The organism is Rhodospirillales bacterium (assembly GCA_016712595.1).
GTDB lineage: Bacteria > Pseudomonadota > Alphaproteobacteria > Rhodospirillales > Defluviicoccaceae > Defluviicoccus.
Genome location: JADJQT010000001.1, coordinates 239,162 through 265,827, shown reverse-complemented (window position 1 = coordinate 265,827; position 26,666 = coordinate 239,162). Strand labels below are relative to the sequence as shown.

Below are 26,666 nucleotides of genomic sequence, written 5' to 3'. Positions count from 1 at the left end.
CCCTGGCCCCTCCGCACCGGCGGGGGGGCTTCGCGAAGCGTGTCCGGCCGGGGCGTCAGCGGCCCTTGGGCGGGTCGAGAAGTCCCATCTGGCGGAAGCTGGTGTGGCCGCGCCGGGACATGATCAGGTGGTCATGCAGGACGACACCGACCTTTTCCAGCGCCTCGCGCACCTGACGGGTCATCTCGATGTCCGGCTTCGAGGGTTGGGGATGATTGCTGGGATGGTTGTGAACCATCACCAGGGCGGAGGCATCGAGGGCGAGGGCGCGCTTGACCACCTCGCGCGGGTAAACCGGGGTATGATCGATCGAGCCCTCATGCTGCACCTCGTCGGCAATGAGAACGTTGCGCCGGTCAAGAAACAGCAGGCGGAACTGTTCGATCATGCGATGCGCCATTGCCACGCGCAGATAGGCGATCAGTTTGTCCCAATTATCGAGGGCGGGGCGTTCGGTGAGGTCTTCGCGGACCAGACGGGCGGCAAACACCCGCAGCGCCTTGAACAGGGTAATGGTGAAGTGGTCGACGCGCTCGAACTCCGCCAATTGTTCCGCCGACGCGTTGACGACGCCGGCGAAGGTGCCGAAACGGGCGAGAAGCATCTTCGACAGCGGCTTGGTGTCGATCTTGGGGATCGCGAAGAACAGCAGCAGTTCAAGCAGCTCGTAATCGGGTAATGCCGTTTCATCACCGGCAAGGAAGCGGTCGCGCAGGCGCTGGCGGTGCCCCCAATAATGCGGCCGGTTGGTCAGGTCGACATGGGTCAGGGCGTCGGAGAACCCGCTGCCGTCCGGCGCGGCGAGAGCAAACCGCTCGCTCTGCAGGCGCTCGCGGAGCGCCTCGCGTGGATCGGAGCCTTCGAAAACCCAGACCCGGTTGACGCCGTCCCAACGTCCTCCGAGTTCCCTCAGGAGTGCGCGGTGCGGGTGAGTCTCGCCCTTGACTGAGTAGACGGTCGCGCCGCTCACCGGGGTCATTTCGGTGATCAGCAAGCCCAGCGCCTGCAGCGGCGCGTCCGAGAGCCCGCCCACTGGCCGGTCGCCTTAGCGCGCGGCGCGGCGTTCGCGGCGCCACTCCCACGGCTCGACGAACTGACCGCGCCAGATCCCGGAACCCGCGGCCCGGGCTTCTGCCTCCTGACTGACGTAATCCGTAGCGTAGCGGCGGTATGCCAGCGCCCAGCCGTCTCGCACCATGCGCGCGTTGACGTTGTCGCCAGCGACGTAGCAGACGGCAAGCAGGCGCCCATAGCGGTCGCGTTTGTCGCCCTTGCATACGACCTCGCGGCCGGCGGTCACGGTGGTCAACTCGCGCGTCGCACCCTGCCCGCAGGGCCATTGCACGCCGCCGACAGTGCACAGTTGGTGCGACTCCGGCGCGTCAATTCCCTGCAAGCGGATGCGTTCGCCTTCGACCTTAATCGTATCACCGTCCACCACCTGAGCCTCGCCGATGACGTCGGCGCGCAGGGTGCCGACGGCGAGAAGGGGAGCCAGCACGATCGCGACAGCGATCAGCGCGATCGCACGCCGTGGTCTCGTCGTTGACCACCGCGCACGGCTCGATGTCGGAACGTCTCGGTCGGTGCGCGACATGTCCAACTCTCCTTTGCATAGCGCTTAGCGCGGCGCTGGGCACGACGATATGCACCCGAATGGGGAGTTTAATATGTGATGGGGTTCACAGACAAGCGGCGATGGTGATGTGGCGTGTCAAGGGAGTCGACGCTGCCCTAAGGGAAGGTCGCGGCGATCACCGCGCAGTGTTGGCGGCAGAGGCCGCCCGCGAGCGGGCGAGGTTGGGGGGATGGGGGCAATGTTGAAAGTGAAACCAGCCCGCGTCGTTACGAGACCATCGAGGTCAAGGCGCCTGAGGTCGGTTTTCACTCTGCGTACAAACGCCTTCAAGTTCGAGAAGAGAGCGTTTTGTGCTGGGCCCATCGCCGCCGGAATAGCCGCCGAGCGTGCCGTTCGCTCCGACCACGCGATGGCAGGGGATGATGATCGGCAGCGGATTGCGCGAGCATGCCTGGGCGACCGCGCGGGGGCCGGTTCCGAGCGCGCGAGCGATGGCACCGTAGGTGACTACGGTGGCGAAGGGTATGGCCGCCAACGCCGTCCAGACACGACATTGAAAGGCCGTGCCGGCCGGACGAAGCGGAAGGGTGAAGCGCTGCAAGTGTCCGTGGAAATAGGCGTCGAGTTGGGTCTGCGCCTCGGTGAGGAGCGGGCTTGCCTGCTGAGGATCGGGCGCGTGTCCCCATTCCACGGCGACGAGGGCATGGTCTTCCTCGAAGAGGGTGAAATAGCCGAACGGCGTTGCAATGCAGGCATAACCCATGGCGGTTGGGCGGTCAGGAAGATGACAGCAGGTCGCGCAGATCATCGGGGCGCGTGACGGGCGGTGAACAGGTCGTTCCGATGCAAACGTAGGCGGTGGCGGTGTCGCCGAGACGGGTTCTCCCTTGGGCGGGGTGCAATGGGGAAGGATCCGGGTGGGCAGGGGGGGGGCACAGAACGACGAGGCCACTGGGCGAAGATGCGACAACAGCCCGAAGGGCCTGGGCCGCCGGATCGGTCGGCTCGCCGAGGATGACGACAAGGATGGCGCGCTCGAGAAGTTCGGCTGACGTCAACAATCCGGGAACGCTGACGAGATATTGGGGATCGTCCGCGGAGAAGAGCCGCGTGAGAGCTTCGGCGCGTCGACGGTAGAGATCCTCGCCGGTGAGCAGCCAGAGTCGGGCAAGCACCTCGACCATGGTGCCGTTTCCCGACGGAACCGCGTTGTCATGGATGGATTTTGGCCGGACGATCACGTCTGTGGTGTCGACAGCGGAGAGGAAATAGCCGGAATTCTCGCCATCCCAGTGGTAATGGTCGGCGTGTCCCGTCCAGTCCTTGGCGTGAGTGAGATAGGCTGCCTCGCCTGTCGCCTCGAAGAGCGCGAGCGCGGCACGGGCAAGGTTGGCGTAATCGTCGATGATGGCCGGATGACGGGCGGAGTCGTTACGCCAGACATGACGCAGGCGACCCGCGTCGTGCATGTGAGCAATGACAAAGGCGAAGGCCGAGCGTGCGGCGGCAAGCCAGGCCGGCTCACCGAACGTCGTGGCGGCTTGCACCAGCGCGCAGATCATCAGGCCGTTCCAGTCGGCGAGGACCTTGTCGTCCCGTCCCGGGCGAACGCGGTGTTTGCGGATCTCCCGTAACGTCGCGCGGGCGCGGGCAAAGCGTTCGTCAGCGAGGATCTCGCATGCGTCCTTGGCGTGGGGAATGTTGAGGATGGTTTGTCCCTCCCAATTGCCATGGGGCCGCACGTCATAGGCTCGCGAGAAGGCATGGGCCTCGTCGCCGAGGGCGGCGACGATCTCCGTCGCCGCCCAGACATAGAACTTACCCTCGCTGCCTTCTGAATCAGCATCGAGCGCCGAGGCAAATCCAAACGTTCCGTCGTCAATGGTGGGGCGGACGGTCATTTCCGCTAACGCCCAATCGATGGTTTCGCGGACCCTCTGGGCGTAGAGAGGCGAGCGCGTCTCCCGCCATACCTCGCTCAGTAGCTCGATCAGCAGGGCATTGTCGTAGAGCATCTTCTCGAAGTGGGGGACGAGCCATTCTGAATCGGTGGCGTAGCGGGCGAAACCGCCGCCGAGGTGATCATAAATGCCGCCGGTGCACAGCGAGTTGAGCGTAAGCAGCACGGCTTCGCGGAACATTGGAGCGTTCGTCCGCTGGTACGCCCGCCAGAGAAGACGAAACAGGCTCGGCTGTGGAAATTTCGGCGCGCCCGACGTTCCGCCGCGGATCGGATCAACGAGGCGCAGCGCCGTAATTGCGCCCTGGTTGATATGTTCGAGCGACAGGCCATCTCCGGGTCGCGGCGCCGCGAGTTTGGCTAGGCCGCCACGCAGCGCGTCGACATTTTTGTTCAGCGTCTCTTTTTGTGACGAATAGACTGCGGAGATTTGGCGCAGCACGTCGGGGAAACCAGGGCGGCCATACCGCGAGGCCGGCGGAAAATAGGTGCCGCCCCAAAAAGGTTCCGCATGCGGCGTCAGAAACATCGTAAGCGGCCAGCCGCCCTGTTGTCCGAGCATCGCCAGCGCCGCCTGATAGATCGTATCGATGTCGGGGCGCTCTTCGCGGTCGACCTTGATATTGATGAATTGTGCGTTCATCAAAGCCGCGATGGCCGAATCCTCGAAGCTTTCGTGGGCCATGACATGGCACCAATGACAGGCGGCATAGCCGACGGAAAGCAAGATGGGGCGATCAAGCCGCTTTGCCTCGTTGAGGGCGTCGTCTCCCCAGGGGCGCCAGTGAACGGGATTGTCCTTATGTTGCAGAAGGTAAGGGCTTGTCTCGGCGGCGAGGTGATTTTGCGACATGGCGGATCGTCCCGGAGCGAAGGTAAACACGGCGCGATTGCGAATAAGTTCTTGGACGCTTACGTTGGGGTTCGATGGATGAGGCGCAACCCGAGCTAGCGCGTCAAGGGTGTTCGTCGGCGGGAACGTCACGCCGCGGAAAAAGAGGATGAAACGATGAAGATTAATATGGATCTCGAATGCACACCGGATGAAGCGCGGACTCTCTTTGGGCTTCCGGACGTAAAGCCGATGCAGCAGGCGCTGATGGGGGAAATCGAGGCGCGGATGAAGAAGGCGCTGACTGCCATGGAGCCGGAGGCGATGTTGAAGATGTGGTTGCCTGCGAGCATCCAGGGTTTCGAGCAGTGGCAGAAGTTCCTGTGGTCGCGCATACCGGGTGCGGCTGGTCTCACCCGCGAGTCGGAGAGTGGCAAGGAGTGACTTCGGACGAGGGTGATCCGCCGCCATTTTATCGCCTGCATGTGTTTTGTTGCACGAATGAGCGACCGGAGGGTCACGAGCGCGGCTCGTGTGCACGGCGTGGGTCCGTGCGGCTGAGAGACTATATGAAGGCGCGCACCAAGGAGTTGGGTCTTGATGACGTGCGGATAAACTCCGCGGGCTGTTTGGACCGATGCGAATTGGGACCGACGGTCGTCATCTATCCCGATGGGGTGTGGTATCGGTGCGAAACGCGCGCCGATGTGGATGAAGTCTTGCTGCGGCATGTGCTCGATGGCGAGCGTATCCCGCGGCTGATGTTGTGGCCTGATTCGAAAGCATAAGCGCGAGCGGAGAGCCGGCGCCAGGGGCGGGGCAATTGACGAACGTTAGCGATACGATTTTCGCTCTTGCCACCGTTCCTGGCCGATCTGGCGTCGCGATTGTCCGCGTTTCCGGTTGCCGCGCGAAAGAATCCCTACAAAGGCTGACAGGACGAACGGTGTGGTCGCCGCGTCGCGCCGTGCGTGTGCGACTTCAAGATGGCCATGGCCTCGGCATCGATGATGCTCTCGCCCTGTGGTTTCCAGGGCCGGCGAGCTATACGGGAGAGGACGTCGGGGAATTGCACGTGCACGGTGGCCGAGCGGTTATCGATGCAATTCTTGAGGTGCTTGGTTGTGATGAGGGGTTGCGCGTGGCGGAACCTGGGGAATTCACCCGCCGTGCGTTCGAAAACGGAAAATTGGACCTGACCCAGGTCGAGGCGGTGGCGGACTTGGTCGCTGCCGAAACGACGGCACAGCGCCGGCAGGCGTTGCAGCAACTAGAAGGGGGGCTTGGCGCCCTGTACCAGGCCTGGAGGTCACGGATTTTGCAGGCTTTGGCACATCTTGAGGCGTCCATCGACTTCGCGGACGAGGAGCTTCCGGAGGGGCTGGAGGAGGAGGTTCGGCGAGAAGCGGCGCAATTGGCACGAGAAATCTCCGAGCATTTGAAGGGAGCAAGGCGCGGCGAAAGAATCCGACTTGGGTTCTCGGTGGTGTTGGCGGGGGCACCAAACGTGGGGAAGTCCAGTCTGCTAAATTGCCTGGCGCATCGTGATGCCGCAATCGTCGACGCGGAGGCGGGAACCACGCGGGATGTCGTTAGCGTGGCGATGGAGATTCACGGATATCCGGTTGTGGTGAGCGACACGGCCGGCCTTCGCGTGAGTCAGTCGCGTATCGAGCGGGAAGGGGTGCGCCGGGCTCGGACGGCGATTGAGCGCGCTGACCTGGTGGTTGCCGTGTTTGACGGCGGGCGGTGGCCGGAACTCGATGATGAGACGATGGGTGTTTTGGACGACAAGGCGCTCGTGGTGATCAACAAGATGGACGTATGCCCAGCAGCTTTGCCGGAGATGATCGGCGGGCGGCGGGTGTGGGGCGGCGTCTCGGCGCGAACCGGCGAGGGGATTGGCGATCTGGTGGAAACGCTTGGTCGCCGCCTTGGGGAAGAATTTGGCGGGGGTGGAGGCGCGACGCCGTCGCGGTCGCGTCATCGCGATGGGCTTCAGGCGTGTAAGGCCGCACTAATGCGAAGCGGTGATGCGACGGATGTGGAAATCGTCGCGGAGGAACTTCGGCTTGCGGCATCGGCATTAGGACGGATAACCGGACGCATCGGGGTCGAGGACGTTCTCGAGGTGATTTTCGCCGAATTTTGTATTGGCAAGTGATGCTCAGTTTGGGCGGCGAGGAGTGTTTCACGTGAAACGGTCAGACAAAGCATCGCGACGGGTCGACGTCGTGGTCATCGGCGGTGGTCATGCGGGCTGTGAGGCTGCGGCGGCCGCGGCGCGCACGGGGGCAAAAACGCTTCTGCTGACCTTGAACGCCGAGCGGATTGGCGAGATGTCGTGCAATCCAGCGATTGGTGGCCTGGCGAAAGGGCAGCTAGTCCGGGAAATCGATGCCTTAGACGGGCTGATGGCGCGGGCGATCGATCAAGCCGGGATTCAATTCCGCGTCCTTAATCGGTCAAAGGGTCCCGCCGTTCATGGGCCGAGAGCACAAGCGGATCGTCGACTCTATCGTCGGGCGATGCAAGACCTGGTGAAAGGCACCCCTGGTCTCGAAGTCGTCGAGGGAGAGGTGATTGATCTGATAATTGGAGATCGGTCGACCTGTGGCGGCGTCGTCACCGTCGCCGGCGAGCGAATTCGCGCGGGCGCGGTGGTGGTGACCACGGGAACGTTTCTTGGTGGAATCATTCACCTCGGCGATCAGCAGTGGTCGGCCGGACGGATGGGCGAGGTGGCGTCGACTGAATTATCGAAAGCCTTTCGTGGCGTCGGGCTTCGTGTTGGCCGCCTGAAAACGGGAACGCCGCCACGGCTCGATGGCCGGACGATCTGCTTCGACCAGCTGGACGTGCAGCATGGAGATCATCCGCCGATACCGTTTTCATTTTTGACGGATCAAATTCGCGTTCCCCAGGTGGCCTGCCATATCACCGCCACGAACGAAAACACCCACGAGGTCATTCGCGCTAACCTTGGCCGGGCGCCGATCTATAGCGGACAAATCCGTGGACGTGGACCGCGATACTGTCCCTCGATCGAGGACAAAGTTGTTCGCTTTGCCGATCGGGCGGCGCACCAAATCTTTCTCGAGCCCGAGGGACTAGACGACCACACGATTTATCCGAACGGGATCTCGACCTCGCTTCCCGAGGATGTTCAATGGCAATTGGTCAGGAGTATTCGTGGCCTTGAGGGCGTGGAGATTATTCGGCCCGGATACGCGATTGAGTACGATTTCGTTGACCCCCGCGAACTTCGCGCGACCTTGGAAGTGATTCGCGTTCCGCGACTGTTTCTGGCGGGGCAGATCAATGGGACGACAGGGTACGAAGAGGCGGCTGGGCAGGGCATCGTCGCGGGAATCAATGCCGCGCTGGTGGCCGGAGGGGGCGATGGCGAATTCGTGCTTGATCGAGCCGAGGGCTATATCGGCGTCATGATCGACGACTTGGTCTCGCTGGGGACGGAGGAGCCCTACCGTATGTTTACCTCTCGCGCCGAATTTCGATTGAGCTTCCGTTCTGATAATGCCGACCAGCGATTAACGCCACGTGGCCTCGCCATTGGTGCCGTTGGCAGAGAGCGGTCCGCATGTTTCGGGGCGAAGGTCCAGGCACTGGATGCGGCGCGCACACTGCTGAACGGGAAGAAGGCCTCGCCACAAATGGCGGGCTTGGCGGGGATCGCAGTCAATCATGACGGTGCCATCCGCACAGGCTTCGAGTTGCTTGCCTATCCAGGCGTGGGCGTGGCGCAGCTTGAGCGTTTATGGCCGGATTTGCGCAGTATTTCGTCCGAGATTGCATCGCAACTGGAATGCGACGGTCGATACCAGGGTTACGTCAAGCGGCAGGCTAGCGAAATCGAATCTCTGCGAAAGGACCTCGCCCTGGAATTACCGGATGAGTTGGATTATGCGGCGATTCGCGGTCTATCGAGCGAGGTCCGGACGAAGCTTCAGGAATCGCGGCCAGCGACGTTAGCGTCGGCGGCTCGGATTCCGGGCATAACCCCGGCGGCAATAACGTTGCTGTTGGGGTGGGTTCGACGACGGGCGGGGTCCGATGGACGGGCAGCGGGAAACGCATCGGATCGTCGTTTCACGTGAAACATTCCAACACCACACCCACGCCGCTTGATGCATCAGGGTTCACGGCAATTCTTTCTGCGGACGCGCAGCTTATTCTCCGCCTCGAGGCCTATCTCGCCCTCTTGCGCCGCTGGACCCAGCGCATCAACCTGGTCAGTGCGGCGAGCCTCGTCGATCCGTGGCGGCGGCACATCCTCGATTCCGGACAGTTGGCGTGCCATCTTCCGCCCGATGCGTGTCGCATCGTTGATCTCGGCAGTGGAGCGGGGCTTCCTGGCATCGTTGTCGCGGTGCTCACTGGACATCCTGTAACCCTGGTCGAAAGCGATGCGCGCAAGTGTGCGTTCCTTCGCGAAGCCGTCCGGGCAAGCGAAATCGACGCGGACGTTGTTTGCGCGCGGATCGAGGTGCCGCCAAGCCAGCGCTTCGACGTCGTTATGGCACGGGCGCTAGCCCCATTGCCCCGCCTTTTGCCGCTGGCGCTCCCATGGCTCGACGATGGCGGTGTCTGTTTGTTTTTGAAGGGAGCCCGCGTCGCCGACGAATTGACGCAAGCCAAAAAAACCTGGACAATGCGCCCGTACCTCATCCCCAGCCGATCGGACTCCACTGGCGTGATCATCAAGATCGAAGACTTGGCGCGCCGCGATGAACCCTAACCGGCCCGCGCTGGGTGCGAACCCGAGGATCATCGCGATCGCCAACCAAAAGGGGGGCGTCGGCAAAACAACGACCGCGATCAATCTCGCGACGGCGCTTTCGGCGATTGACAAGCACGTCACCGTCATTGACCTCGACCCGCAGGGAAACGCCTCGACCGGCCTTGGCATTCCGGCGTCGGATCGGCGTCCGAGCAGCTATGATGTCTTGATTGGCGCGACGACGCTTGCCCAGGCGACACGGCCAACGATTGTGCCAAAGCTCGGTGTCGTCCCCGCTGGTGTCGATCTGTCCGGCGCGGAAATCGAATTGGTGGGATGCGACGAGCGGGAATCGTTTTTGCGCAAGGCGCTCTCCGATGTCAACGCGGGCTACGATTATATCCTCGTCGATTGCCCCCCGGCGCTGGGTCTGTTGACCCTGAACGCGCTGGTCGCGGCGCACGCCGTCCTCGTGCCATTGCAATGTGAGTTTTTCGCGCTCGAGGGCATCAGTCATCTGATGAAGACCATCGAGCTCGTTCGCCACGGATTTAACCCGCACCTCGAAATTCAGGGTATTGTTCTGACGATGTTTGATAAGCGGAACCGTCTCTCTGATCTCGTTGCCACCGATGTCCGGGCCCATTTTGGCGATAAGGTGTACGACACCGTCATCCCGCGCAACGTGCGGGTTTCCGAAGCCCCATCACATGGGCGACCGGTTCTGATCTATGATACGTCCTGCGCCGGTTCCGTCGCCTACCTCCATCTGGCCAAGGAAATCCTTCGGCGCGAGCGTCAGGCCGCGTGATGGCGGATAATAAACCGCGCGGCCTGGGCCGCGGTCTGTCCGCACTCCTCGGCGAAGACAACGACGATTACGCCGCGCTTGACCGAATGCGTGCCTCGCGCAGTGCGGCGATCGAGAAGCTAAGCCCGGGGCGGTTTCAGCCGCGACAGCGTATGGACGAAGAACATCTCCAGGAACTCGCGCGGTCGATCAGCGAGAAGGGCGTGCTGCAGCCAATTCTGGTGCGCCGTCACCCGGACGATCCCAGTCGATTTGAAATCATCGCAGGCGAGCGTCGGTGGCGCGCCGCGCAGTTGGCGCAGCTTCACGAGGTTCCGATCTCGGTTCGAGAGCTCTCCGATACGGAAGCCTTCGAAATCGCGCTGGTGGAAAACCTGCAGCGCCAGGATCTGTCCCCGTTAGAGGAGGCCGAAGGATACCGGCGGCTGATGGAGGAGTGCAGCCGTACGCAGGAGGACGTGGCGAAAAGCGTTGGCAAAAGCCGGAGTCACATCGCCAATACGCTGCGCCTGCTGTCCCTGCCCGAGTCCGTCAAAACCATGCTCAACGACGGCCAGCTTTCGGCGGGACACGCGCGGGCGATCTTGACCGCGGATAATCCTGAAAACGCGGCACGGCAGGTCGTCGAACGCGGACTCAATGTTCGGCAGACCGAAGACATGGCGAGCGAGGCACGCGCCGCATCGCGCGTGAAAGCACCAGCGAGCAAGGATGCCGATACCCTGGCGCTCGAACGCGACCTGGGCATGTTGCTCGGTCTCGGCGTGGAAATACGTTTTCGCGGCAACGGTGGCTCGCTCGTCCTGAACTATACGACCCTTGATCAACTCGATGACATCCTCCACCGGCTAAGTCAGGGCGTGCACGGCCGACCGACACGATCGGATTAACAATAGCCGCTACACGAGCGGGAGCGACGCCGGTCAACATCATCGGCCGAGATCGTTTGGCGCATCTCATGCCATCGCCAGGCGGGCGACCTCGAACATCGTGCGCTTACAGACAAGCTGTTGAGGGGTCCCCGAGGTTTTGCAGCGCAGTTCGCACTCGGATACCAGCGCGAGGCCCTGGGCTAAATGGGTCATCTTCCACATTTCCACGTGCCGGCGAAATGCCGGCTGCAATCGAAAAAACACCACGGGGCGGAGTGTCTCCATCGCTTGCTTGATTGGAACTCCGCCGTCCCGTAACGCGCGGACCGCCATGAGCCGTCGCAAATGACGAGAGACTGCGCGCAGCAAGGCGATTGCCTCGAGGCCTTCAGCAAACCCCGCTGTCAGGCGTCGATCCAGCCCGGCAAGATTGCCGCTGCATGCGGTAAAGACGATGTCATCCAGCGAAATCTCGCCTGCGCCGCTCATCACCGCGAGGACATCACCGATACCCGCAGGGTTTCCCTCGCCCACGTACAAGGCCAACTTATCGAGTTCACTGCGCGTCAGGGCACGATCGGCGCCAAGGCTCTCCGCCAACATCTCCGCGGCATCGGTGCTGATCGCAATCCCGTGCCCGCGGAGTTCGCCCGCGATAAACCCTCGCAGCGATTCACCTTCGTCGAGATAGCAGGCGATTGCGGCCCCGTGCTGGGCGTCCTCGAACACCTTTCTCAATGACGACCGGGGCCCCAGATCCCCGGATTCGATGACAATCAGCCCATCCCCGGAATTGATCGAGAAAAGGTACTGCACGCCGTCGACCAGCACATCTTTTGCGTTGCGAACCCGAACGACACGCCGTCCGCCGGAAAACGGGACGGCGGCCGCCTCGTCCGCAAGCCGAGCCCGATCGTCCTTGCAGCTCTCTGCGGAAATCTCGGCAATTCGGAACGGATCGGACAACGATCCCGCCGCGGTCAAGACCAAGCGATCGGCCCGCTCTCTGACAAGCCCCAGGTCCGGGCCGTAAAACAATACGGCCCGATATCGAGGGTCCGGCTGATGCAGGAAGGACTCGACGCGTCCTCCGGCGACCTTCATTCCGGCTGCGCCACCTCGTCAATTTGCGGGGTTACCGCCTGGCTGGAGTCAGCGGGCGTATTACTGAAATATCCTGCCAGCCGATTACGAATATCGTAGGCGATTTCGACAATCGCGCGATTACGCGCATCTCCAGCGGCAACGTACGTCGAAAAGTCATTGTCGAGCACGGAATATCCGCTTACGGCGCGACTTGACCCGGCCAGCAACCGGTTACCGGTCGCGTCGTCGACGAGGGAATACTTCGCGCTGACTTCAACATTGGCGCGACGAGCGAAGCCGGCGCGTTCGACGGCAAACGTGTTGACGGTTTCCTTGAAGGATACGCCGAGTGAGTAGCGGCGGGGTTGGTCGGTTGCCGACGGATTCAACAGGCGATTGAGCTCGGTTTGAAGTTCCTGTCCGGCACGGTTGGGAATCTGATCAACATAGACAGCGGCAAGGTCGGCCGATGTCGGCGTATCACCTGACTGAGGTGTCCCATACATCGGGCGAAAGCCGCAGGCTGACGCCGCCAGACATCCAGCAACGGCGAACCCGGCCACTACCAATCGTCCGGCCGACAGAAGGCCCGAGGCCACGCGAAATCGCGGACAGGCCGAGTTATGGGCAACCGAGCCATCCGGCATTGCCGCCGCCCGCCTGTCGTCGCGAATCCGCCTGAGACGCATCGCTAAATCACCACGTTGACGATCCGGTTCGGCACGACGATTACCTTGCGGGGCTCGCGTCCGGCAAGGATCTCGGATACCTTCGGCAAACCAAGGGCGGCCACCCGCGCGTCGATCTCGCGACTGTCCTTCGCGAGTTCGACCGTCGCCTTGAGCTTACCGTTAATCTGCACGGCGAGGGTAACCCGCTCCTCTCGCAGGAGAGTCTGGTCCGCAATCGGCCACGGCTGCTCGACAACCAGACCAGTGTTCCCCAACGCACACCATAGCTCCTCGGCCAGATGCGGCATCAGCGGGCTGATCAGCACGACAAGAACCGATATCGCCTTATCGCGCGCCTGCCTGCAGGCGGGTGTGGCGAGCGAAAACTCCATGATCGAGTTGACGAACTCACGACATCCGGCAACCGCCCGGTTAAATCTGAACCGCTCGAGATCGTCGGTGATCCGGTGGATCGCCCGATGTGTTTCGCGGACCAACGTCTCCCGGCGCTCGCCCGCGTCCCCCGAGGGCTTGTCCGAGATTGCGGCCTCGTCCGCCGGAGCGGTGACCAGGCGCCACAACCGGTTGATGAAACGCCATGCGCCGTCGATTCCGGTCTCTGTCCATTCGAGGTCGCGGTCCGGCGGGCTGTCCGACAACATGAACAGGCGCGCCGTATCCGCGCCATAAGCCGCGATGATGCCTTCGGGATCGACGATGTTCTTCTTCGACTTCGACATTTTTTCCGAGCGGCCCACCGTGATCGGCACACCTGTCGAACGATCGATGACCGAGCCGCCGACGCGTTCAATCTCATCCGGTGCCCGCCAGCTGCCATCGGCTGCGCGGTAGGTCTCGTGGCAGACCATTCCTTGCGTCATCAGGCCGGCGAACGGTTCCTCGACACCGACATACCCGCAGCGCTTCAACGCCCGGGTAAAAAAGCGCGAGTACAGCAGATGCAGGATGGCATGCTCGATTCCACCAATATATTGGTCAACGGGGAGCCAGTGGTCGACGCTTTCACGATCAAGGCCACCGGGCGCGTGCGGCGAACAGAAGCGGGCGAAATACCACGAGGATTCAAAGAACGTATCGAACGTATCGGTCTCCCGCGTTGCGTCGCCGCGACATCGAGGGCACTGGACGTGCTTCCAGGTCGGATGACGTTCCAGGGGATTTCCCGAGCCGTCAAAGCTGACGTCCTCCGGCAAGCGGACGGGCAAATCGCCTACAGGAACCGCGACAACACCGCAAACGGGGCAATGAACGATCGGGATCGGACACCCCCAGTAACGCTGACGAGAAACGCCCCAATCCCGCAGGCGGTAGGTTACCTCGGCGTTTCCCGCGCCCAAGGCCACGAGCCGGTGCGTTGCCTCCGTCTTGGCCGCCTCCACACTCAGCCCGTCGAGAAATCGCGAATTGATCATCACACCAGGACCGACATAGGCCGTGGTCTCGATGCGAAACGACAAAGGCTCGACATCTGACGGCGCGACGACGGGAACGACCGGCAGGCCGTAGGCGCGGGCAAAGTCCAGGTCGCGCTGATCATGGGCCGGGCAGCCGAAGATCGCACCGGTCCCGTATTCCGTCAGCACGAAATTGGCAACGTAGACTGGTACTTTCCACGAGGCATCGAACGGGTGCAAGGCGCGGAGCCCCGTATCGTATCCGCGCTTTTCCTGCGTTTCGATTTCTGCCTCGCTCGTGCCCCCGCGGGCGCATTCCGCCACAAACACCGCCAGTTGCGGGTCTTGCGCCGCGCGCTCGAGCGCAAGCGGATGGTCTGGGGCAACAGCACAAAACGACGCTCCGAACAGCGTATCGGGGCGTGTCGTGAAGATTTCCAGCCGATCCTCTCGATCCTCAAGCGCGAACAGGACGCGCGCGCCGTCCGAGCGGCCGATCCATTTCTCCTGCATCAGGCGGACACGATCCGGCCAACGCTCGAGCTTCGGCAGCGCGGCCAGAAGCTCCTCGGCGAACGCGGTGATGCGAAGGAACCATTGGGAAAGTTTTCGCCGTTCGATCGGCGCTCCCGAGCGCCATCCGCAGCCGTCGATCACCTGCTCGTTGGCGAGAACGGTCTGCTCGATCGGATCCCAGTTGACCCAGGCTTCGCGGCGGTAGACGAGGCCGGCCTGGAGGAAATCGAGAAACATTTTTTGTTCGTGCTGATAATAATCAGCATCGCAGGTGGCGAACTCCCGGGACCAGTCGTACGACAGCCCCATACGGCGAAGCTGTGTGCGCATAACGGCGATGTTTTCGCGTGTCCAGATCGCCGGGTGTACCCGGCGCTGCATCGCGGCATTCTCCGCAGGTAGTCCGAAAGCATCCCATCCCATCGGGTGGAGCACGTCGTAGCCTTGTGCCCGGCGAAACCGCGCGACAACGTCCCCGAGCGTGTAATTGCGTACGTGCCCCATGTGGATGCGCCCGGATGGATAGGGGAACATCTCCAACACGTAATACTTAGGGCGCGTCGAATCACACCGCGTGGTGAAACAGCCGCGCTCTTCCCAGACCGCCTGCCATTTCGATTCGGCTAAAGAAAAATTGTACCGGGACATCGCGTATCGTCATCCAGCCTGTCGTTCTTGTCCGGCGAAAAAGCCTTCCGAGAGCTCGAGCGCCCCGCGCGAAGCTTGAACGTCACTGCTGGAGGGTATCGAACCGCAATTGCCGCGCTCTGGTCAGGATGGCGTCTTCGATCTGCACGTTGGCGGAATCGGGAACCATCGCGTCCTGCCACTGGCCGCCTTCGACCTGGACCTGCCGGAACACCGCGACGCGAATGCCGTCGGCGCGCAGTGAGCGCCCAAGGATATAGACGTTCATCTTGAACCGTTCGAGCGGCGCCTCAGGCATCGCGTACCAATCGGTAATGATAACTCCCCCAAACGGGTCAGCAGAATTGACCGGCATGAAGGCCACGGTATCGAGGGTTGCCCGCCACAAGAATCCATTAACGCCGATTCCGCCGCCCGACTCTCCATTTTGCTGATCGTTGCCGCCAAGGGTGGCGCCGGATTCACCAAAGATCGAACTGCGAGTCTGGTAAGGGGTAGACTCACCGCGATTCCGATTCGGATAGACGCCTTCGGTTTGGATGTCTCCGCAACTCACCAGAAACATCGCGACAAGACCCGAAACCAATACAATGCCGGATCGCCGTCGTAAAACCGTCGCCATATCACCCAATCCTTCTGCTCCCAATGCTCCTAAACCCGCGGGGTGTGGGTGTCAACATACCCTCCCTGCCGCCATCTGTTGCTGTCGTGGCACAGTGCTGAAAATTAAGCACACCCAAGCGCGCCCAAGAGTTGATCGGGCAAGTTTACCGTGTCTTGAATGACGTTGATTACCGACAGGGGCGTCCCCGAGACGTCCGGAACCGCAGATCGAACCGAATTGGAAGAACGTGAGGGTACGGATGAGAAAGCTACTGTACGCGACGACCGCGCTGACTGCCGCGGCTCTGGTCGCTGGTGCCGCGGGGGATGCCGCAGCCCAATCGCCGTCGCCGTATCGCGAGGCCTTGCCGGCACCGGCGCCTGCGACGACAACTTCGCAGGCGGCCGAGAAGATCAAGCTTGGCCTTAGCGGTTACTATCAGCAGTGGGGCGTGATCACCGATCAGGACTACACCACCCGCACCGCCGTTGGTACCAACAACCAGCATCGCCAGACGAATCTGGTCGATAACAAGCACAACTCGGAAATCTGCGTCATCGGCCAGACGACGTTGGACAACGGGCTGACCGTTGGCATCAACGTCCAGCTCGAAGCTTTCACTGAAGCCGATACGGTTGACGAATCGTACTTGTTCCTCCAGTCGCCGACCATGGGCCAGGTGATTATCGGCGACGAGAACAACGCCGGCTACCTGCTCCATGTCACCGCTCCCGATGGCGGTGTCAGCCTCGATTCGGGCGACCTGTGCAACATTCGCGCCTTTGAGACGGGCACGGGAACGCAGACCAGCTACGGCGGTCTTGGCGCCAACCTGTTCGACTCGCCGATCTGCACCACCAACCTGCGTGTCAACGATAACGACTCCGGAAAGTTCACCTACATCACGCCGCGCTTTGCGGGCTTTCAGGTGGGTGCCTCATATATTCCGAACCTTGAGTCCGGTGGCGACAACAACAGCGCGCTGACTCAGTTGGGAAGCGGTGATAACGGCAGAAACTCCGGCCTGAGCGACGGCGTTGCTGGCGGCATCAATTTCAAGGACACGTTTGGCGACTTCGGAGTCCAGGCTTCCGGCGGCATCCTGTGGGCGCAGGGCATTTCCGGTGCAGCCAACGCCAACAATTCAAATCTTTTAGCCTATAACGCGGGCGCTCAGTTCAGCTTCGCCGGATTTAGTGCGGGCGGTGGCTGGATGATGGTGCCGCAAGGCCAGCGCGGCGTGGTCTCGGCTGCCCAGGCGGGGACGACCGGCGCGCCTGCCGGCAGCGCGATCAAGTCGAATGGAATGGGCTGGACCGTCGGTGCGGCTTACGAATTCGGCCCCTATAAGGTCGGTATCGATTATGAGACCGGCACAAACAACAAGACGTCGGTCGGCGGTGTCGATCGCCTTGACCAGGCGGTCATCAGCGGCTCGTACGCGCTCGGCCCGGGCATCAAGGTGGTCGGCGGCGTCTTCTATTATGACTGGCAGGAAGAAAACCAGATGTCCGCCAACCAAGGCGTGGGCGGCACCACTGGACTTAAGCTTAGCTTCTGATCGAAAACGATCACGAACCTGTGGAGGAGGGCGGTCAACCGCCCTCCTTCAACGTCCGCTCTTCCCGCCTTTGATCGCCACGATTGGTTGGACGAGACGACGATGAACAGGATCGTCTGGCTCGCGTCCTATCCCAAGTCCGGAAACACGTGGCTGCGAGCGTTTCTCGCCAACTATCTCGCACGAGGCGTCGCACCGGTCGATATCAACGCGCTACCGAGCTTCGCCCATGGCGATATGCGGATCGATCCGTACGTTACGCTATCGGGTAAGTCCGCCGGTGAGTTGCACTGGGACGAGATCAACGCGTTGCGGCCGCGGGTTCAACGCTTCTTGTCCGACACGAGCCCGGCTCGCGTCTTCGTCAAGACTCACACCGTCTTGACGCTCATCGCCGGCCTTCCGACCATCACCCCAGAGGCGACGTACGCGGCACTTTATGTCGTGCGCAACCCACTCGACGTTGCTGTGTCTTTCGCGCATCACTATGGGCTCACGATGGACGAGGGCGTTCGCGCCGTCTGCTTGCCTGATCTGCAGATCGAGCCAAAGGACGGGCATATTCTCCAGATTATCTCCGATTGGAGCACCCATGTGCGGAGCTGGACCGAGGCAAGCGGCCTGCGGCGCTGCGTTTTACGCTATGAAGACATGACCACTTCGCCACAACGCACCTTCGGCGACGCCGTCGATTTTCTCGGACTGGCGCGAGAGCGGGAACAGTTGAAACGGGCGATCCGCCAGAGTTCGTTTGCGGTCCTGGCCGAACAGGAACGCCGCTCAGGTTTTGTCGAACGGTCGAGTCACGCGCAGGCGTTCTTTCGGCGCGGCAAGGTCGGCGGATATCGCAACGAATTATCCGCCGAACAGATCGATACTGTGATCAAGTGCCATCGCGATCAGATGATCAAGCTCGGTTATCTTGAACCAGATAACCGGTTGCGCGTGTAAGGCGGCCGTTCGTGTTTTTGCGCAGATCGATTAAGGTTTGGACCGTCTCGAATGGCGGCGAGCACGGAACGGATGCGACGGCGGGAAAAGCGCGGGCAAGGCACGGTCGATCTTGCGGCCCAGCGCCTGCTCGCTGAGGCGCTCGCACAACATCGCCTTGGCCACCTCGCCCAAGCCGCGACCTTATATCGTCGTCTGCTCGCACGAGAACCACGACACGCCGACGCGTGCCACCTTTTGGGGGTCGCGGAACTGGGCATGGGTCGTGCGGCCGAGGCATTGGCGTCGATCGATTCGGCGATCGCGGCCAACGATAAGCTTGCCGCGTTTCGGATCAGCCGGAGCGCGGCATTGTTATCGCTGGGGCGATACGACGAGGCGGCGCAGTCCATCGACATCGCGCTCCGCCTCGATGGTAACAATGCCGAAGCCCATAACGTCATGGGGAACATTCTCGTTGCTCAGGGACAGCCGCAGGCGGCCGTGGCCTGTTATGAGCAAGCCCTCGCTCTTCGCCCGGCTTATGCCGAAGCGCAGAACAACCTTGGCAGCGGATTGCGGGCAATCGGCCGGCTTGACGATGCCGAACGCGCGTTGCGCGCGGCACTCGACCTGCGTCCGACGTACCCGTCCGCCCTTGCCAACCTAGGACTCGTCCTTCAGGAACAGGCCCGCTACGCCGAGGCGCTGGTGGCCTACGAGCGTGCCATCGCGGCTGATGCGAACCATGCCGCAGCGCACGGCAACCGGGCTATGCTCCAATTGCTCCTGGGGCGCCTCGAGGAGGGTTTCGCCGAATACGAATGGCGCTGGCGCATGCCGGGTTTTGCCACGCCTTCGCGCACGTTCGCGGCGCCGGCGTGGGACGGGTCCGATCCCGCCGGGCGAACCATTTTCGTCCATGCCGAACAGGGCCTGGGTTCGGCGATCCAGTTCGCCCGCTATGCGTCCCTTTTGGCCATGCGGGGGGCGCGGGTCATCCTCGAATGCCGGCGGCCCCTGCAACGCCTGTTTGAACAGTCTTTGGTCGGAGAAAACGGGATCGCGCGGGTTGTCGCTAAAAGTGACGATGTGTCGTCGTTTGATTGCCACGTTCCCCTGATGAGCCTGCCGCACCGCTTGGGAACGTCCTTATGTACGGTTCCTCGCGCCGTTCCTTATCTGCGTGCGAACACCGACGACGTGCGATACTGGCACCAGCGCCTCGAAGCGTGCGCCCGCCCCCTGATTGGTCTCGTCTGGGCCGGCAATCCGCGCCATGAGAACGACCACAATCGATCCATGCCGGCGAGCGAACTGGCCACCCTCGCCGCCGCAACCTCGGCGACGTACGTAAGTCTTCAGGTTCCGGCAGCGCCGAACCAGCTTTCGGCGTTTGCGCCTGGAACGATCCTCGATTTCCAAACGGAACTCGGCGATTTTGCCCAAACTGCCGCGCTCATCGCCAACCTCGATCTGGTTATCTCGGTCGATACGGCGGCCGCACATCTGGCGGGAGCGATGGATCGGCCTGTGTGGATTCTACTGCCCTTCGTGCCTGAATGGCGCTGGCTCCTCGCGCGCGAGGACAGCCCGTGGTATGCGAGCGCGCGCTTGATTCGTCAAAGCGCGCCGGGCGACTGGGCAGAGCTGACCGCGCGGGTGACGCAAAGGGTCCGTTCGACATTCGGATCAGAGGGGAGGTGAACGCACCGTGAGGCGCCGCTCTCATTCCGGCGCGGCGGGGACCGCAGGCGGTTCTCCTTCGTCGCTGCGCGAGGTCGGACGCCTTCTTGCCGACGGCGTCCGATTCCATCGTCAAGGGCAGATTGATCGCGCCGCAGACATCTATCGGCGGGTTTTGAAGCTTGATCCCCGCCAAAGCGATGCGCTGCATCTGCTTGGACTGGTCGCCCACCGTCGCGGCGAGCTTCTCGAAGCGCGGCGCGCGATCGAGCAGGCAATCGCGCTGAATCCCCGGCAGGCGACCTACGCGAACTCGCTCGGCGTTATCTTTCTCGACGAGGACCGTCCAGACGAGGCGGAGCGGCTGTTTCGCGATGCGATCGACCTCGATCCGATGTATCCCGAAGCGCTGAACAATCTCGGCAATGCCTTGCTTCGCCAGGGGCACCTGGAGCCCGCGATTGTCGCTTACGATCGGGCCATCGCGGCGATGCCCGCCTATGCCGAGGCGTGGTGCAACCGCGGGCGCGCCTTGCATCTGCAAGATCGCCCCGCCGAAGCAGTCGAGAGCTTTCGGCGTGCTCTGGCAATCCGCCCCGACTGGACAAAGGCGCTGCGGTATCTTGCCGATGCATTAGGGGCGCAAGGCGAACGCCAGGACGCAGAAACGGCCTTGCGTCGCGCCATTGCGATCGATGGAGCCGATCCGGCGTCCCACGCCGCGTTGGCCGCGCTTCTCGAGCGCGAAAACCGGCTCGAAGAAGCGCTCGCTGCAGCCCAGGAGGCCCTCGCGCGCGATTCCGGCGATGTCCGTGCCGTCGTTACCGCCGCGCGCGTCGAGCGACGCCTCGGCCGGCCCGACGACGGTTTGCGCCGGCTCGATGCCCTCGGGTCCGGCGAACGGGCGGCGATCAGCCCGCTCGATGCCGAAACCTGGGCCTATGCAGCCTTCGAGCGCGGGCAGATCCTTGACCGGCTCAAAGACTATTCCCGCGCCTATCCGGCCTTCGTTGCGGCGAACGGCCTGCTTGCGCGCGTCGCCGCCGCCCGGAACATCGACCGGACGATCTTTCCGCAGATGATCGAGCGGCTGCGCCGTAAATTCAGCCCGCTATGGGTCGCGTCGTGGGCGGCGGCTCCGCGAACAGAGCAGCCCGAGCCGATTTTTCTGGTGGGCTTCCCGCGCTCCGGGACGACCTTGCTCGACCAGATCCTCGATTCTCATCCGGCGCTTTCGACAATGGAAGAGAAGGACGCGATCGATCAGGTGCGACGGGTGATCGAACGCCGGCCGGATGGTTATCCCGACGCCATGGCGACGTTTTCGTCGAAAGACATCACCCGGTTGCGCAATCGCTACTTTTCCGAGGTCGCCCAACACGTGGGCAACCTCGGGCAGCGGCGCCTCGTCGACAAGATGCCGTTGAACACCATCGACGTCGGCCTGATCCACCGGCTGTTTCCGCACGCCCCCATCCTGCTCGCCTTGCGCCACCCCTGCGACGTCGTGCTCAGTGGCTTCATGCAGGCGATGCAACCCAACGCGGCAATGGTGCTGTTCGACAGCCTCGATTCGACGGCGCGCTTTTACGCCCTGACGATGGATTTGTGGCTGCACTATCGCACCGTTCTGCCGCTTACCGTCATCACCGTGCGCTACGAGGATCTCGTCGCTGATTTCCGCGCCGAGACGTTCCGCATTCTCGATTCCCTTGGACTGCCCTGGGATGACGCGGTGCTGAATTATGCCCAGCACGCGCAAGGCCGAACGATCGCGACGCCCAGCTATTCGCAGGTTGTCCAGCCGATCTACACGCGCTCAATTGATCGTTGGCGAAACTACGCCGATGCCTTCGCCGGCGTGCTGCCGATCCTGCAGCCTTATATCGACGCGTTCGGCTATTCGAGCTGAGCTGGCGGCCCTGAGCCAGCCAGAAAATCGCGCCGCCCTTCGATGCCCCTGCCCGGCTGCCGATCACCTCGCGCCGTCGCCCGAATCCCACCACCGGGCCAGGTGTTCGCGGGTCATGCGCAGAAGGACGCCCTCGTAGTGCGAGACGTCGTTGAACAGCATCAGGCGCGCCCGGCCGGCGTCGCGGAAATCGAGGATGTTGAGGCAGCACGGATGCTGATCGAGGCGATCGCGGTAGCCGCGCGCATCGAAACCGAGCAGGCTGCTGATGACAAGGAGCATTGTCGGGCGTACGCCAAACCCCGCCGAACCTCGTCCCGGGCGCTCGCACGGCGCCGCGGAAAGCCCCGGGAACCGCCTCCCTGCCGGCCCCCACGTCGGCCCGGACGAACCGGTATGGCCTCCTCCAGGCCTCCGCGCCCGACCCGGCCGACGGCCGAGCGGGCGAAATGCAGCAAACGTTTCGATCCGATCATGCGTGTCCCTCCCTCTTTGTCGCGCCTGCGGTACGGGAAACCGGGACTGCCCGCCGGGGCGGCCGGCGTGGACTGAACCCGTGTCTCTTCCCAGACGCGGTCTCGATCCTGCCCGCAGGCCCATGCAAAGATTTCGCTCCTCCCCCCCCCCCTCGTCGCCGGCCGATCCGCCGGCCGGCGCTTGATCTGCCAACACCACGCAAAGCATTCCCACTCTCCAGTTCCGTCAAACACCTTATCTCGGTGTCCACGAAACCGGAAGCAGGCCAGAGCGGTCGAAAATGGGAGAAAGCGTTCAGCAAGCGGAGCGTGTCATCCGCTAATCAGCCTCCGCGGTCTACATGAACGTCACTGCATAGATCGGCGGCAGAGTGTGCGAGACACACGCCCAGGTGTCGCCCTGGTTTTCGCTGACCCACAGGCCGCCGGTCGTAGACCCGAAGGCCAGGCGTTCGCCGGTGGTGTCGATCGCAAGCGCGTGGCGGTAGACCACGTCGTAGGCGTGGACCTGTGGCAGGCCTTCGGTCAGCACCTCGAAGCTGCGGCCGCCGTCGCGGGTGCGGGTCACCACCAGCCGGCCGTCGCGGGGGATGCGCTTTTCGTCCTTGATTTCGGGCACGAACCACGCCGTGTCGGGGTCGCTGGGATGCACGGCCACCGGGAAGCCGAACGTCGACGGCTCGATGCCCTTGATCTCGCTGAAGGTCCGGCCCTCGTCCGAGGAGACGAAGATGCCGTTGTGGTGCTGGACCCACATGCGCTGCGGTGCGGCCGGGCACTGGACGAGGCAGTGGACGTCCTGGGCGATCGGATCGTGAGCCAGCTCGGGCGGCAGATAGGCCGCGCGCATGCCCTCGCCGCGTTGCGACCAGCTCGCCCCGGCGTCGTCGCTGAACCAGATCCCCCCGGTCGAAACGGCGACGGAGACACGGCTGGGATCGGCGGGATCGACGCAGATCGAATGCAGGCCGGGAAGATCCGCACCGCCGCCCATCCATTTCCGGCGCTTGGGGTGATCCCAGAGCGAGCGCACCATCTCCCAGCTCTGGCCATGGTCGGCCGAGCGGAACAGGCCGCCCGGGATCGTGCCGCACCACAGTACGCCAGGCTCGTCGCGCCCGCCTGCCGCCAGCGCCCAGATGCGCACCGTGCTCCACGGCAGCGGCCGGCTCCACATGTCAAGCTCTTCATCGCCCTCCGGCTTGGGCGGATAGGTGGGCGTGGCAATCTCCTCCCATGCCAAGCCCGACCAGCGATGCAGCTTGACGCCGAAATGGCCGTGATCGAGGGCGGCATAGCGCACCCCGTCGCGCGGGTCGCTCAGGGTCAGCGAGACATTGTCGCCGAGGAAATCGACCTGGGCGATCTGCCAGTGTCCGTTCGCGCGCGCGACCGTGAACAACCCCTTGCGCGTCGATACTGCAAGCGCCTCGCTCATCATCAGCCTCCGGAAAGTGCCTGAAAGACGAAGATGCAACTGTTTTCGGTGACCGCGTCGGAGAGGCCCGCCCGGTCGCGGATGACCTCGCCGTCGACGAAAATGTTCATGTGCTTGCGAAGGGCCGCCTGATCGTCGAGCACGTAGCCCCGGGCCCGCGGATTGCGTGCGAATACGCCCTCGAGAACCTCGCGCACGGTGTTGCCGGCAACGTCGGCTTCCGGGCAGGCGATGTGGCGCTGCAGGTTGGTGGTGAACTCGATCCGTGCCATCGCGCGCACCTCGTCCCTTCGCTCTCGCCCCGCTTCAGGCGGCGCCCGCCAGAGCCGGCGCGCCGGCTTCGATCGTCACCAGCACGTTCTTGAACGCCGGGGTCTTCGATTGCGGATCGACGGCGCGGCCGACGAGCACGTTGGCCTCGGGGTAGTACATCAGCGCATTGCCCGGGCGGATGTTCCCGAAGGCGACGATCCGTATCCCGGGCATGGCGCCCGTCCCGCTGCGCACGGTGATCCGCTGTCCGTCCCCCAGCCCGAGACGGGCCACGTCGTCGGGGTGCAGCAGGATGACGTCGCGGCCCTCGACGCCGCGATAGAGGTCGTGGTCCTCGTAGACGACGGTGTTGAACTGGCCCTCGCTGCGCACGGTCATCAGCCGCAGGGTGCGGTCGCCGCCCGCGAGGTCCGGCAGGTCGTGGACGTGCAGTCTGGCGCGGCCGTCGGGCGTGGCGAATGTCGGCGCATGGAACGTGCGCCCGCCGACCTGGAATTCCTGCTTCGTCTCGTCGATCCGGGCCATCGGCTCGAAGCCGGGGACGACGGCCGCGATCGCCTCGCGGATCCGCCGCGCATCCGCCATTGCCCGCCAGTCGATCGGACTGGGCGCGCCCAGGACTTCGCCGGCCAGGTGCGCAACGATCTCAACCTCGCTGCGCGGGCCTTCGTACCGCGCTGGTCCGCCGTCGCTCAGCCGGATGAAGTTGAACATCGATTCCTGCGTCGTCGCCTGCGGTTCTTCGTCGCGGGCGAGCGAGGGCAGGATGATGGTTTCGTCCGCGAGCGCATGGGCGTGGCCGGTGTTCAGCTTGGTGCTGACCTGGACCAGCAGCTTGAGGCTCGAGAGCGCTGCCTGCGCGAACGCCGCGTCGGGATTGGAGCCGTAGAGGTTGCCGCCGAGGCAGAAGGCCCGCTGCAGGCGTCCCTCCGCCGCCGCCTCCATCGCCGCCATCGTATCGAGGCCGGGCGTGGTCGGCAGGCGGATGCCGAAATGCGTCTGCAGCCGCTCGAAGACGGCCTCCTTCAGCGTCGGCGTGACGCCGACGGAGCCCACGCCCTGGACGTTGGAGTGGCCGCGCAGCGGCAGCAGGCCCGTGTGTGGCCGGCCGACCATGCCGCGCATCAGCGCCAGGTTGGCGATCGCCTGCACGTTCTCGACGCCGTGCACGTGATGCGTGATCCCCATCGTCCAGGCGAAGACGGCGTTGCTGGCGCTGGCATAGACGTCGGCGAGCGTTCCGATCTCCTGGCGCGAAACGCCGCTCCTGGCGCAGATCTCGTCCCAGCCGAGGCTGCGCAGGCGCTGGGCGAGTTCGGGCCACCCGGTGCAGTGCGCCTCGAGAAACGCCGCGTCGATCGCGCCGATCTCGTCGATGCGCTTTGCCACGCCGGTCAGCAGTGCCAGATCGCCGCCGATGTGCGGCTGGACGTAGAGGCTCGCGATCTCGCTGCCGAACAGCAGGCTGCGCGGATCGCCGGGCGAGGCAAAGTTCACCAGCCCGGTTTCGATGACCGGATTGAGGATGACCACCCGGCCGCCGCGGCGGCGCACGTGGATCAGCGTGTGCATCAGCCGCGGATGGTTGCTCGCCGGATTGCCGCCGATGACAAAGACGAGGTCGGCGTGTTCGAGATCGTCGAGGACGAGCGTCGCCGTGCCGCTGCCGGTGACGCTGGCGAGCCCGACGCTGCTGGCGTTGTGGCAGTAGTAGCTGACATTGTTGACGGTATTGGTGCCGTAGAGCCGCGCGAACAGGTGCAGCAGGAAGGCTGCTTCGTTCGAGCTGCGGCCGCTGGCGTACCAGAACGTCGCCTCGGGCGGCGTAGCCTTGAGCGCACGGACGATGCGATCAAGCGCTTCCGGCCAGCCGATCGGGGTATAGCGCGTCTGCCCGCGGCGATAGAGCAGCGGTTCGACCAGCCGGCCGCACCGCTCGAGTTCGCGCGGCGTCAGCGCCTGCAGGTCGGCGATGCCGTACCGGCGCCAGAAGTCGGCCGGGATCGGCGCCTGCATATCGCCAACCATCGCCTGCATCGATTTCTTGCAGACCTGCGGGAACTGGCCGCCTTCGTTGACCATGCCGCCCCGCTGGCCGCCCATGCCCAGCGAACAGCTCTTGCAGGTGTTCTTCGAGCGCAGCGCCCGGTACAGCGGCAGGATGCCGCCGGCCTCGCGCGCCTTCGACCAGGCGTAACCGACCGCCGGCCAGCCGCCGCCCCGCGTTACCTTCTTCATCGCCCGACCTCGATGCACGTTCTGGGCGTCTTCTGGCAGCGGCAAGCCTTCCGTAACCTGCGTACGCTGCTTGGTCGCCTGGACTGAGACTACCACACTTTGGCGCACACCTGCGGTTTCAGAGGCTGCCCGCCGAACGCGCGATCCGCTCGGCCGCTTCGAGGTCGGAGGCGCGGTTGATGTTGAAGAACGGATCGTACGGGGTATGGGCGACGACCACGCGCGCGGCGCTCAGCGCCGACATCAGGGCGTGCAGGCTGATGTCGGGCCGTTCCTTGAACAACTGCCGGACGAGGACGCGCGACTGCGGACCCCAGAGGGCGACGATGGGATGATCGCGTTCCACCGTTGCGACATACGCGATGGGAGCCTGGGTCGCGGTGAGGGCATTCACAAAGCAGCGAACCAGATCCGAGG

Annotated in this window: 24 protein-coding genes; 11 read left to right on the top strand and 13 right to left on the bottom strand. The window is 63.4% G+C overall.

Annotated features, from left to right (window positions below; translation table 11 throughout):
* Window positions 1-55 precede the first annotated feature (55 nt).
* From radC to IPK66_01150, 4 genes are all read right to left on the bottom strand, one after another.
* A complete protein-coding gene (gene radC, locus IPK66_01165) occupies window positions 56-979 on the bottom strand; it encodes a DNA repair protein RadC (protein ID MBK8173945.1) in 924 nt (307 codons plus the stop codon).
* Window positions 980-1,045: 66 nt separating this feature from the next.
* Entirely contained in the window at window positions 1,046-1,597 is a 552-nt protein-coding gene (locus IPK66_01160; GenBank protein MBK8173944.1) for a thermonuclease family protein, read from the bottom strand.
* 265 nt (window positions 1,598-1,862) lie between these two features.
* Complete coding sequence (locus IPK66_01155; GenBank protein MBK8173943.1) at window positions 1,863-2,342, bottom strand: methylated-DNA--[protein]-cysteine S-methyltransferase; 480 nt, start codon at window positions 2,340-2,342, stop codon at window positions 1,863-1,865.
* 13 nt (window positions 2,343-2,355) lie between these two features.
* The gene (locus IPK66_01150) at window positions 2,356-4,392 is read right to left on the bottom strand and encodes a thioredoxin domain-containing protein (GenBank protein ID MBK8173942.1); all 2,037 of its coding nucleotides are present in this window, start codon (window positions 4,390-4,392) and stop codon (window positions 2,356-2,358) included.
* Window positions 4,393-4,548: 156 nt separating this feature from the next.
* Between IPK66_01150 and IPK66_01145 the strand changes: the two genes are divergently transcribed.
* Genes IPK66_01145 through IPK66_01115 form a run of 7 tightly spaced genes read left to right on the top strand, consistent with a single transcriptional unit; the run spans window position 4,549 to window position 10,813 of the window.
* Window positions 4,549-4,815, top strand: a complete 267-nt coding sequence (locus tag IPK66_01145; protein MBK8173941.1) for a hypothetical protein — start codon at window positions 4,549-4,551, stop codon at window positions 4,813-4,815.
* Window positions 4,812-5,159 (top strand): (2Fe-2S) ferredoxin domain-containing protein, encoded by a 348-nt coding sequence (locus IPK66_01140; protein ID MBK8173940.1) that lies wholly within the window; start codon window positions 4,812-4,814, stop codon window positions 5,157-5,159. Before IPK66_01145 ends, IPK66_01140 begins: the two co-directional genes overlap by 4 nt.
* A gap of 35 nt (window positions 5,160-5,194) precedes the next feature.
* Window positions 5,195-6,535: a tRNA uridine-5-carboxymethylaminomethyl(34) synthesis GTPase MnmE gene (gene mnmE / locus IPK66_01135; protein ID MBK8173939.1), complete on the top strand. Its 1,341-nt coding sequence runs from the start codon at window positions 5,195-5,197 to the stop codon at window positions 6,533-6,535.
* Window positions 6,536-6,566: 31 nt separating this feature from the next.
* Window positions 6,567-8,489 carry a tRNA uridine-5-carboxymethylaminomethyl(34) synthesis enzyme MnmG gene (gene mnmG / locus IPK66_01130; GenBank protein ID MBK8173938.1) on the top strand — a complete coding sequence of 641 codons (1,923 nt, stop codon included), beginning with the start codon at window positions 6,567-6,569 and terminating at the stop codon, window positions 8,487-8,489.
* A 50-nt stretch (window positions 8,490-8,539) separates the two neighbouring features.
* On the top strand, window positions 8,540-9,130 hold the full coding sequence (gene rsmG / locus IPK66_01125; GenBank protein MBK8173937.1) for a 16S rRNA (guanine(527)-N(7))-methyltransferase RsmG: 591 nt from the start codon (window positions 8,540-8,542) through the stop codon (window positions 9,128-9,130).
* Window positions 9,120-9,923 (top strand): ParA family protein, encoded by an 804-nt coding sequence (locus IPK66_01120; GenBank protein ID MBK8173936.1) that lies wholly within the window; start codon window positions 9,120-9,122, stop codon window positions 9,921-9,923. The genes rsmG and IPK66_01120 overlap by 11 nt, the downstream gene beginning before the upstream one ends.
* Entirely contained in the window at window positions 9,923-10,813 is an 891-nt protein-coding gene (locus IPK66_01115) for a ParB/RepB/Spo0J family partition protein (protein MBK8173935.1), read from the top strand. The genes IPK66_01120 and IPK66_01115 overlap by 1 nt, the downstream gene beginning before the upstream one ends.
* 66 nt (window positions 10,814-10,879) lie before the next feature.
* On the opposite strand, the gene IPK66_01110 is transcribed toward IPK66_01115, so the two are convergent.
* The 4 genes from IPK66_01110 to IPK66_01095 form a co-directional block, all read right to left on the bottom strand.
* Window positions 10,880-11,899, bottom strand: coding sequence for a DNA polymerase III subunit delta (locus IPK66_01110; GenBank protein MBK8173934.1), 1,020 nt, complete (start codon window positions 11,897-11,899; stop codon window positions 10,880-10,882).
* Window positions 11,896-12,387 (bottom strand): hypothetical protein, encoded by a 492-nt coding sequence (locus tag IPK66_01105; protein MBK8173933.1) that lies wholly within the window; start codon window positions 12,385-12,387, stop codon window positions 11,896-11,898. Before IPK66_01105 ends, IPK66_01110 begins: the two co-directional genes overlap by 4 nt.
* A gap of 185 nt (window positions 12,388-12,572) precedes the next feature.
* Window positions 12,573-15,131 (bottom strand): leucine--tRNA ligase, encoded by a 2,559-nt coding sequence (locus IPK66_01100; GenBank protein ID MBK8173932.1) that lies wholly within the window; start codon window positions 15,129-15,131, stop codon window positions 12,573-12,575.
* Between the two features lie 82 nt (window positions 15,132-15,213).
* Window positions 15,214-15,696 (bottom strand): DUF3576 domain-containing protein, encoded by a 483-nt coding sequence (locus tag IPK66_01095; GenBank protein ID MBK8173931.1) that lies wholly within the window; start codon window positions 15,694-15,696, stop codon window positions 15,214-15,216.
* A gap of 298 nt (window positions 15,697-15,994) precedes the next feature.
* On the opposite strand from IPK66_01095, the gene IPK66_01090 reads away from it, so the two are divergent.
* The 4 genes from IPK66_01090 (at window position 15,995) to IPK66_01075 (ending at window position 21,824) form a co-directional block, all read left to right on the top strand.
* On the top strand, window positions 15,995-17,296 hold the full coding sequence (locus IPK66_01090; protein MBK8173930.1) for a porin: 1,302 nt from the start codon (window positions 15,995-15,997) through the stop codon (window positions 17,294-17,296).
* Between the two features lie 102 nt (window positions 17,297-17,398).
* Window positions 17,399-18,247: a sulfotransferase domain-containing protein gene (locus IPK66_01085; GenBank protein MBK8173929.1), complete on the top strand. Its 849-nt coding sequence runs from the start codon at window positions 17,399-17,401 to the stop codon at window positions 18,245-18,247.
* Between the two features lie 51 nt (window positions 18,248-18,298).
* A complete protein-coding gene (locus IPK66_01080) occupies window positions 18,299-19,933 on the top strand; it encodes a tetratricopeptide repeat protein (GenBank protein ID MBK8173928.1) in 1,635 nt (544 codons plus the stop codon).
* Between the two features lie 7 nt (window positions 19,934-19,940).
* Window positions 19,941-21,824, top strand: a complete 1,884-nt coding sequence (locus IPK66_01075) for a tetratricopeptide repeat protein (protein MBK8173927.1) — start codon at window positions 19,941-19,943, stop codon at window positions 21,822-21,824.
* 63 nt (window positions 21,825-21,887) lie between these two features.
* Here IPK66_01075 and IPK66_01070 read toward each other — a convergent pair whose 3' ends face one another.
* From IPK66_01070 to IPK66_01050, 5 genes are all read right to left on the bottom strand, one after another.
* Window positions 21,888-22,106 (bottom strand): hypothetical protein, encoded by a 219-nt coding sequence (locus tag IPK66_01070; protein ID MBK8173926.1) that lies wholly within the window; start codon window positions 22,104-22,106, stop codon window positions 21,888-21,890.
* Window positions 22,107-22,637: 531 nt separating this feature from the next.
* A complete protein-coding gene (locus tag IPK66_01065) occupies window positions 22,638-23,738 on the bottom strand; it encodes an exo-alpha-sialidase (protein ID MBK8173925.1) in 1,101 nt (366 codons plus the stop codon).
* A 2-nt stretch (window positions 23,739-23,740) separates the two neighbouring features.
* Window positions 23,741-24,010: a MoaD/ThiS family protein gene (locus IPK66_01060; protein ID MBK8173924.1), complete on the bottom strand. Its 270-nt coding sequence runs from the start codon at window positions 24,008-24,010 to the stop codon at window positions 23,741-23,743.
* A 34-nt stretch (window positions 24,011-24,044) separates the two neighbouring features.
* Window positions 24,045-26,249 (bottom strand): FdhF/YdeP family oxidoreductase, encoded by a 2,205-nt coding sequence (locus IPK66_01055; GenBank protein ID MBK8173923.1) that lies wholly within the window; start codon window positions 26,247-26,249, stop codon window positions 24,045-24,047.
* A 118-nt stretch (window positions 26,250-26,367) separates the two neighbouring features.
* Window positions 26,368-26,643, bottom strand: a complete 276-nt coding sequence (locus IPK66_01050; protein MBK8173922.1) for a hypothetical protein — start codon at window positions 26,641-26,643, stop codon at window positions 26,368-26,370.
* Window positions 26,644-26,666 lie beyond the last annotated feature (23 nt).